Annotated in this window: 6 protein-coding genes and 1 tRNA gene; 1 reads left to right on the forward strand and 6 read right to left on the reverse strand. The window is 62.6% G+C overall.

All coding sequences use genetic code 11. From position 1 onward, the window contains the following. Positions 1 to 76 precede the first annotated feature (76 nt). A complete protein-coding gene (ubiA, locus tag ABGA94_RS11440; protein ID WP_065186584.1) occupies positions 77 to 970 on the reverse strand; it encodes a 4-hydroxybenzoate octaprenyltransferase in 894 nt (297 codons plus the stop codon). 149 nt (positions 971 to 1,119) lie between these two features. Here ubiA and ABGA94_RS11445 point away from each other — a divergent pair. Beyond that, positions 1,120 to 1,196, forward strand: a tRNA-Arg gene (locus ABGA94_RS11445). Between the two features lie 39 nt (positions 1,197 to 1,235). Here the strand turns inward: ABGA94_RS11445 and ABGA94_RS11450 are convergent. The 5 genes from ABGA94_RS11450 to ABGA94_RS11470 all read right to left on the reverse strand — a co-directional run bounded on the left by ABGA94_RS11450 (position 1,236) and on the right by ABGA94_RS11470 (position 9,164). Continuing rightward, positions 1,236 to 1,685, reverse strand: a complete 450-nt coding sequence (locus ABGA94_RS11450; RefSeq protein ID WP_111128146.1) for an adhesin — start codon at positions 1,683 to 1,685, stop codon at positions 1,236 to 1,238. Further along, on the reverse strand, positions 1,682 to 2,116 hold the full coding sequence (locus ABGA94_RS11455) for a hypothetical protein (protein ID WP_005420072.1): 435 nt from the start codon (positions 2,114 to 2,116) through the stop codon (positions 1,682 to 1,684). Before ABGA94_RS11455 ends, ABGA94_RS11450 begins: the two co-directional genes overlap by 4 nt. A 302-nt stretch (positions 2,117 to 2,418) precedes the next feature. Continuing rightward, positions 2,419 to 2,838 (reverse strand): hypothetical protein, encoded by a 420-nt coding sequence (locus tag ABGA94_RS11460; protein ID WP_134955282.1) that lies wholly within the window; start codon positions 2,836 to 2,838, stop codon positions 2,419 to 2,421. A 3-nt stretch (positions 2,839 to 2,841) separates the two neighbouring features. Next, entirely contained in the window at positions 2,842 to 7,551 is a 4,710-nt protein-coding gene (locus ABGA94_RS11465) for an RHS repeat-associated core domain-containing protein (protein ID WP_240431561.1), read from the reverse strand. 317 nt (positions 7,552 to 7,868) lie between these two features. Next, entirely contained in the window at positions 7,869 to 9,164 is a 1,296-nt protein-coding gene (locus ABGA94_RS11470; RefSeq protein WP_375367323.1) for a Gfo/Idh/MocA family oxidoreductase, read from the reverse strand.

The following is a 9,164-nucleotide window of genomic DNA, read 5'->3' on the forward strand; positions in this document are numbered from 1 at the left end:
GCCGGCCGCTGGCCGGCAAACTCGGGATCGCGCACGGGTGCAGCCGGCCAGCGGCCGGCTCTACCAACCCCTGGGGTCAACGCAGCGCCAGGTCCACGGCGATACCGGCAAACAGCGCGGCGCCGACCCAGTTGTTGTGCAGGAACGCCTTGAAACACGGGCCGCGCTCGCGGTTGCGGCAGATCCAGAATTCGTACACCACCAGCAAGGTGGCCATGGCCACGCCGGCCAGGTAGTAGCCACCCAGCCCGCCGCGCACGCCAACCAGCGCCATGGTGGCCAGGAACAGCGCGTACAGCACGCCCTGGATGACCAGATCGAGATCACCGAACAGGATCGCGGTGGAGTGCGAGCCCATCTTCAGGTCGTCCTCGCGGTCGACCATGGCATACCAGGTGTCGTAGGCGGTGGACCACAGGATGTTGCCGGCATACAGCAGCCAGCCCAGCATCGGCACCTCGCCCTGCACGGCGGCGAACGCCATCGGGATGCCCCAGCCGAACGACATGCCCAGGTAGACCTGCGGCAGATGGGTGTAGCGCTTCAGGTACGGATAGCTGGCGGCCAGGAACACGCCGATGAAGCTCAGGCCGATGGTCAGCCCGTTCAGGGTCAGCACCAGGCCGAAGGCCACCAGCATCAGTACGGCGAACAGCGCCAGCGCGGCGCGACCGCTGATCGCGCCGGTGGCCAGCGGCCGCGCCTTGGTGCGCTCCACATGCGGGTCGAGCCAGCGGTCAGCGTAGTCGTTGATGACGCAACCGGCCGAGCGGGTCAGCCACACGCCGGCGGTGAACACGAACAGCGTCCACAGCGGCGGCAGGCCGCCGGCAGCCAGCCACAACGCCCACCAGGTGGGCCACAGCAGCAGCAGCGTGCCGATCGGGCGATCAGCGCGCATCAGACTCCAGTAATGCCGCCAACGCGGCGTCGCCGGCGACTGCGGCGAAGTGAGGGGGGTATCAGCCATGGCGATAGGATACTCCTGCCCCTCCGGCAGGGCTTTGCCGGTGGGGGGAGATTTGTTCGACGAAACTGGATAGAATGCCGGTCCCGCACCGCCTCATGGCGCTGCGATGCCCGCCCCGGCACTGGCCGACGGCGCGGCGGTTCTACAACGCGCCCGTAGCTCAGCCGGATAGAGTAGTGGCTTCCGAAGCCATTGGTCGGGGGTTCGAATCCCTCCGGGCGCGCCATTTTTCCTTCGTTGCCTGGCCGGCGCGCCGCCAGAAATGTCAGGGAATGAACGTTGCCGAGCGATGCTCGCAACCGGCAGCGTCCTGTACCACGATGGAGTAATTCGCGCCCGCGCTGGATGCGCCGGCCAGGAACAGGCCATCACCATCGAACAGAACGCTCTGCTGTTCATCCTGCCCGATCGACAGCCCGATCGCTCCCGGTGTGATTTCCTCAAGGATCACGTTGTAAGGCCGCCAGGCATCCTCGCCTGTGCGCCTCATCTCTGCGCGAGCGGTCCTTGGGTTCAACCTGCGTCTCTCATCCACCCACAGCTGAAGCGGCTGATCAGCATTGTGGGTGACCTGGAAGCGCCCGTAGGTCAGTCCGTCGACGCTCTCGGTGCCGACGTAGGTGAAATGGGCCGGCGGACACTTCGTGGTGCGGTTCGGATGCGCCGCACAGGATGTCAGTGCAACCACGAGGCAAAAGGCGTTCAGGTGCTTCATGGCTTCGAGGCCTGACGTGGGTGGTTGTCGCGGCGGTGTTCGGCAGTGAGGGCAACCAGCACTACGCCCCAGAGCGGCGTGAGCAGCACGACGCTCATCACCGTCAGCGAAACCGGTACCTGCCAGAGCAGCGATGGGCTGAATCCGCTGAATCTATAGGCTTCCAGTACAAGCACCACGACCTGGGCCAGAAGGCCCGCGAGCAGCCCCAAGCCAGCCCCCTTGGCAAGCCGCCTGATCGTAAGGCGGCCCGCGGCGGGAACCCGTGCGCAGATTCCCAGCAACAAAAGGCTGACGGCATACAGCCAGAAGAAAACCTGATGTGAGTCGAAGGCGTAAAGCGCCCTGCCCACAAAGTGCAGGAACAGCCAGAGTGCTCCACACGACACCGCGTAGGCCAGCCCGTACCGAAGAATCTGCCTGGCTTTCATCTTGTACCTCTCCGAGGGCGTGCAGCCCGATCGCGTTCTTTTGTGGAGGAGTGCGGGAGCTCATGCACCTTGCCTCCCGCTTGGCACCCTACTCGCGCAAGGCATCGCGCAGCGCTCGAGAGTACCTGCCTGCCTCCAGCGTTCGCAGCTGGGCCAGTGGAATCCGATACCTCCTGAACAATGCGACCAGTTCCCAGACGTCCTCCTCCAGTACCGCATCTGGATCCAGGGATAGATAGATGACATCCCCTCTGCCGACCACATTCCCGATGCAGCCGATTCGACCGCGCACCCGAGGCGCTCTACGTCTCGTCGCCCGAAGGCGGGTAAATTTCCACCGCCAAACCGAGGCCCAAAGTTGTGACTCTGGTGAGAACTGCACGATCCAGTTCAAATCCGCCAAGTCCGCCCACAAAGATGCTGATATAGAATTCTGCCCTCCCTCCCGTATCTGTGATGTGGCCAATGAACTCACGCTTGTTTATCAGAAAATCGCACCAACGGGAGATCTCCTCATCCAACTCGACATTCACCTTCCTCGCGAGAGGAATAGATAGATAGGTAAATTCATAGAGCTGCTGATCCTCACCCTGCCGAGCTGGTCTAGGCTCGCCTGCACTGCGGGCAAAGCGGGACTCCAAACCAATTTCCTCCCTAATGGATTCAGCAGAAACAGAGGGATGGAAAAACCTAAGTGAAATATTCACCAAAAGACCACTCACGCATCACCTCCCAAAACCATAATCACTAATATTCCCCTCTATTCTACCTTTGCCGTCCTGCGTCCCAACCCAAATATCGCCATTTGGGGCTATACCAGTCCAGTGCGTCGGGCTAGCAGCGGAACCTTCCTTAATGGTTTCAACGGCACCATGATCAAGCCCGAAGGATTTTTTGGCCGTGTCTATAGGGAGTGTTCCTACTGGACAGTTCGTAGGCTTGGATCGCGCACCGTCCTTTTTCTTGCTGAAGTAGAGGTTGGCGAGAGCATCCACGATTACTGGCAAACTTACCGTCGCACCAATGAAAGCATCGATTGGCGAGTGGATCGGACTCATATCAATGTATGGCGCAGGAGCTTGCCCTTCCCCATAGCCCGGGAGGTCAGGATTCCACTGCTGGTAACCACTTCCAGGCCGATACGCTGGAGGTGGCAATCGCATAGCCCGAGCTGCACCGGACTGTAAGCCAAGACGATCCAAAGCAGACGCAGGGTTCCCACTCACATATGAATAAGTACTGATGCCTCCAACCAAACCAATCGGATCACTCTGCGAGTACCGCCCCACCATTGGTTCATACTCACGCTGGTAGTTGTAGAACAACCCACTCGCATCCGTGGCCTGCTGGCCCGGGAAGCGCAGCGCAAGCCCAAACGCCACACCATCGCCATCCGGGTCAGCCCTCGGAATCTGGTTGCCGAACACTTCGCTCTTGTTGCTCCACTCCCAGATCGAGACATTCCGTACCGGATCGATCACCACGCGCGGCGTGCCCAGATGATCTGGTTGGACGTAGGCAAGTTCCGGCACGCCGGTGCCCGGCACGTTGATCAGCGCCACCGGGTAGTTGTCCAGCCAGATGGCCTGCTGTTGCGCCTGGCCCGTGGCCGAGTAGTTCCCCAGCCACTGCCCAGCTTCGTCGTACAACGTGATCTGTGCTGCGCCACCAGCCGGGGTACGCAGCACGCGCTCGCCGCGATGATTGTAGGCGTAGCTTTCCAGTACGGAATTGCCCTGCTTCACCGCGTTCATGCGGTTGGCATCGTTATAGATGAACGTCTTGCTGCCGATGCTGGTGGTATTCCCCGCTGCGTCATGGTTGCGCGCTTCGCCGTCCACGGCGGTCAGCCGGTGGCTGGTTGCGGGATAGGTGTAGCTGGCGGTGCCTGCCGAGGTGGTCAGCGCGGTGCGATTGCCGGTGGCGTCGTAGGCATAGGTTTCAATCGGCGTGCCTGTCGTCCCGTCCTGGGTCTGGGTCAGGCGACCCAGCGCGTCGTAGGCGTACTTGGCCAGCACCGACGAGCCTGCGCCGTTCTTCAGCTCGGTGATCGAACCGACGGGATCGTAGCCATAGCCCAGCGACAGGCCGCCTGCAGCCGGGTCATGCACCGCCTGAGGGCGATAATCCAGGTCTAACGGACGCTGCAGCTGGCGGCCGTTGCCGTAGGCCCAACCGGTCGCCGGGCCGAAAGCCGCGTAGGTCACGTTGTTCACCACGATCTGGCGGGCTTGGCCGGGCCGGGTCAGGCCGATCTGGCTGATGCGCCCCTGAGTATCGCGCACGTAGTCGGCGACGCTGCCATCGGGATACGTCAATGCCGTCAGGCGACCCGACTTGCTGTACGCATAGCGCAGCGTACTGGCAACGCCGTTGACGGTCTGCACCTTGCGGGTGACCTGGCCGAAGCGGTCATGGCAGTACTGGGTGCTGCCATTGGCATGCAGCACCTGCCCCAGCCGTCCCTTGGCGAAGCGCTCGTCGGCAGCACAGGCGGCCGGCGCCACGTCATAGCTGTAGCCCACGTCCAGATTGGGGTCCGGATAGGCGATACCGATCAGGCGGTTGAGTGCATCGTAGTGATAGGTGGCGGTGACGCCACGCGCATCGGTAGCCGTCTTGCGATTGCCGGCGGCGTCCACGGTGAAGCTGCTGGCGCCACTGTCCGGGCTGACTTGCCCGGTCAGATCACCGAAACCGTTATAGGCATAAGTGGTGTGCAGACCTTTCGGGTCGGTGACCTGGGTGACCTGATCCAGCGCGTTGTACTGGCTGCGGATCTCCGCCGCCACGCCGCCGACGTCCTGCAGAGTCTGCGCCAGGCGGTTCAGCGGGTCGTACTGCTGGCTGGTCACGCGCTGCAGGGCGTCGGTGATCGTCTGCGGGTTGCCGTTGGCATCGTAGGCAAAGCCGGTGGCGTGGTTGCCCGCATCCTTCAGCGCGGTCAGCTGGCCAAGCGTGTTGAACGTCCGCGCCAGAGTACGGCGCAGGGTGCCGCCTGCATCCAGCGTGTCTTCCTTGAGGCGGTTGCCGGCGTTGTCCAGCGCATAGTGAATGGTGTTGCCCGCACTGTCCGCGATGTCCGTCAGCCGCTGGGCGGCGTCATAGACATAGGTAACGCTGCTGCCGTCAGGCTCGGTGATCTGTTGCACCTGGCCGGTCGGCCAGTAGCTGATCTGGGTCACCCGGTCCTCGGCTGTGGTGGCACCGCGCACGGTGACCGAGGTCGGCCAGCCGCGCGCATGGTAAGTGTAATCGGTGACCACGCCGTTGGCATCCTTGACCGACAACGGCCGCCCGAACGCGTCGTAGGCCAAGGTCTCGACCGTCTGGCCCAGCGCATTGGTCACGCTGCGCAGGTCGCCCTTGCGATAACTGCAGGCACCATTGGCCGCGCATCCCGCGTCGTCCGCGGTGTAGTAGGCATAGGTGGAGACATCCGCCACATCACTGCGTGGGCCATCCACGCTACGCAGCAGTCCCACCAGCGGGCACTCCGGCCCTTCGGCCTCACAGTAGGTCTGCGTGGTGATGCGGGTATCACCGGTCACCCTGTCGCGCACGGTGATGGTGGTTGGCTGGAGGCGCACATTGCGTGCGACGCGGACCTCACGGTTACCGACGGTCTGCTGCACCAGCCGATTGCTGTCCATGGCCACGCGCGTTTCGCTGATGCGCTGGTCCGGAGTACCGGCCGCTTCGGTGGTGGTGGTCACACTGACAGCACCTGCGACAGCGTCGCTGGCCTCCGCATAGGCGTAGTTGGTAACAACGCCACGGCGATCGGTCACCGACTGAAGCCGACGCCGGAAATCGGTGCCCTCAGGCAGATAGGTGCGACTGATGCTGCCGTTGCTCTCGGTGATGCCATTGACCTTGCGCGGAAGGCCGCTGGTACCGCTGGCGGTCAAGGCGTAGGTGCTCTGCTTGCCCAGTGCGTCGGTGACGATGGTGGTGCCTGCCGGGGTGTACTCCAGGCGCACGCCATCAATGCCCACGTCGGCTTGGCTGCAATCGCCGGAATGGCGGCTGCAGGTGACTCGCCCTTGCGTGTCATAGCCGTACCAGCTGTAGCGCTGGTTGTCTTCGGCGGTCACGCCGGTTAGGTAGCCCGGGAAGCGGGCGTCCTCATAGTGATACGTACGGCTGGCACCGTCGGCATAGGTCGCGGTGATCAGTTCCCCGGCCGGAGAATAGGCGTAGCTCACCACAGGCTGGCCGGCGATCACCAGGGCCGAGATCAGTGAATCGTCGCCCGGCGCGAGGTACTGGACATCCACGCGCCGACCGGTTGAATGGGTGATGCTGAGCAGGCGGCCGCGGCTGTCGTGTGCATAGGTCAGCGAAGTACCGTCTTCGAAATCACGGCGCTGCATCAAGCCATCAGCATCAAAATAAATGCGCTCTCCGGCACGTGAAAGTTGCCAGTTGGTGCCCTGCTGGACCGCGCGATCGCCGCTTCCGTCCATGGCTTCGTAGCTTGCCCCCACTTTCTGGAATGCGATCTGCCCGCCATCGGCGCCGATCAGCCCAACTTTCAGTTCGGAGCTGGGAGGGAAGGTGGAATCGTCTACGCCTGCGGTAAGCCGCAGATTGTGGGAATGGGTCCAGCCCGTACCCAACGCGCCGCCCGCCGTGCTCGTCAGGGAGTGATAGTGGCGTTGGAAGCTCACCCATCCAAGGTTGAAATCCGGCTCAGGCTGGGATTTATCGCCAGTGGTCGGATCACACGGGTTACCAACAGGACACTGCTGCGGCGGCAGCGGCCCGCTTGTGTAGGAGAGCATGGGCGACATGTGCGGCTCGTCCTGCTGGACCAGAGAGCACATCTGCAGGGCCTCATTCCACGTCAGGGACGGTCGATTCGGACAAAGCGCCGTTCTGGCCCGGCGCACATGCTCCCACCCCACTATCGACGAGCATTCTTGAGTGCTCTGATGATAGAAGTTCAAGGTGTAATGGAAATTCTTCTCCTCGTTGGTGACGCTACCGTCGTCGCCCCTGCCAAGTCCAAGGAGCTCCACCCAAGGATCCTCCGTGAGTGAAGTCGCCGGGCACTGCGGGTCGCTGACGCGGGTAGCGAGGATCACGCTACGAATCTGATCTTCGGATGAGTACTCCTGCCCTGAGTGGATGTAGACCCAGTCGGTAGTAACGATCTTCTCGGGTCTCACCCGGTAATCGTAGATGACCTTCTTTCCAAGGACGCGTTGGCGTTTGACATGCCAATTGAAGGGTTTGTCCTTTTCGTACTGGGAAAAGAGCGACTTGATGTCCTTCTGCACCGCCGCTTCGGTAGCTCGCGGCTGGCCCATCGACAGGTAGCTCTCCCATTTCTTCTGCACCTCCTGCGCCTGCGCAGCCCAAGGAGCCAAGCTCCCCAGCGCGATCATCGCCAGTGCGGCACACGAAATGGTCTTCAGTCGTTCCAACATCCCTGTTCTCCTTCCTGGACAAACACAGCACCGGCAGGAACGAGAACGTGGGGCGGTTGCCTCACCACGTCATGCTTCGGATCGTCCCTGGTCCGGAATGCGGTCTGACCGCATGGGGGACGTTATCTCCGATGTCGTTTACACATTCAAGTCAGAAACTGTGGAGTGGGTCGGATTTCAGAGTTTTCTGATGCAGGGGGGGGAGCGTGTCGGAAATTCAGCCGAGCGTGGGCTCGGCTCTACAAGGCGAATGCCTCCAGAAACAGAAACGCCGGGCATCGCCCGGCATTTCCGTCACAGCATGGAAGGGATGAATCTCAGTATTTACCGTCGAACGCGAAGATCGGCTTGCGCGTCTTCCACGCACCAGCAGTAAAGTCCGGGAACTCCAGCGTCTGGAAACCGTTGGCGATCGACTGCTCGCTCAACGGGGTGATCGCACTCCAGGTCACCGCGTCGTAGATGTCGATCGGCATCGGTGCCTTGGCTTTGAGCGCTTCAACAAATGCATGGATGACGAACCAGTCCATGCCGCCGTGGCCGGCGCTGGCGGCGGTGTCGGCATTCTGCTTCCACAGCGGGTGCTCGTACGCGTCCTGGTACTTCTTGAACTCTTCCCACTGGTGCGGCGGGCTGCGGCCTTCGATGTGGATCGAATGGTTCACGTCCATCCACAGGCCCTTGGTGCCCTGCACACGGAAACCCATTGAATACGGGCGCGGCAGCGAGGTGTCGTGCTGCAGCAGGATGGTCTCGCCGTTCTCGCAGGCCAGCGTGGTGGTGACGATATCGCCGAGCTTGAACTTCACCTGGGTGCTGGGGTGGGTGCTGCCGCCACTCTTGGCCACGGTGTATTCGTGCAGGCCGCGTGCCTTGGTCGCGAAGGCGTTGATGTGGGTGAAGCGGTTGCCACGGTTGATGCCGGTATACATCGCGCAAGGGCCGATACCGTGGCTGGGATACAGCTCGCCGTTGCGCTGCACCGAATGCTCGGTGCGCCAGCGAGCTTCGCTCCAGCCCTTCGGACCGAACTCCACGCCGCTGTCGTAGGGCTGGTTGGGGTCGCCGGAATTGAACTTCACGCCGCGCAGGTCGTGCTGGTAGCCGGCCTGCAGATGCACCAGTTCGCCGAACAGGCCCTGGCGCACCATCTGCAGCGCGGCCATCACGTCGCGGCGGTAGCAGACGTTCTCCAGCAGCATGTACGGGGTGCCGGTGCTCAGCTGGGTCTTCAGCACGTCCCAGTGGTCCTGCAGGGTGATGCCGGCCACCACTTCACAGCCCACGGCCACGCCGGCCTGCATCGCGGCAATCGCCATCGGTGCGTGGTACTCCCACGGCGTGGCGATGATCACGCCATCGATGCCCTTCTGTTCCAGCAGGCGCTTCCAGGCGTTGGTATCGCGGTCCTGGCCGTAGGTCTTCGGGGCCGGCTTGCCGGCCTTGGCCACCATGTCCATGGCACGGCCGAGCATGATCGGTTCGATGTCGCACAGCGCGACCACCTCGACATCGTCGCGGCGCATGCTGATCTGGCGGCGGCCGGTCAACACGTCGCGGCTGGCATCGGTCAGGCGTAGGCCACCGTGACCCTCGCTGTCCACTTCCAGCAG

It is taken from the genome of Stenotrophomonas sp. 3diitr2024 (assembly GCF_042136455.1).
Lineage (GTDB): Bacteria > Pseudomonadota > Gammaproteobacteria > Xanthomonadales > Xanthomonadaceae > Stenotrophomonas > Stenotrophomonas sepilia.

Coding starts and splice junctions, on each gene's coding strand:
- ubiA (WP_065186584.1), bottom strand. CDS start 970: ATGGCTGATACCCCCCTCACTTCGCCGCAGTCGCCGGCGACGCCGCGT.
- ABGA94_RS11450 (WP_111128146.1), bottom strand. CDS start 1,685: ATGAAGCACCTGAACGCCTTTTGCCTCGTGGTTGCACTGACATCCTGT.
- ABGA94_RS11455 (WP_005420072.1), bottom strand. CDS start 2,116: ATGAAAGCCAGGCAGATTCTTCGGTACGGGCTGGCCTACGCGGTGTCG.
- ABGA94_RS11465 (WP_240431561.1), bottom strand. CDS start 7,551: ATGTTGGAACGACTGAAGACCATTTCGTGTGCCGCACTGGCGATGATC.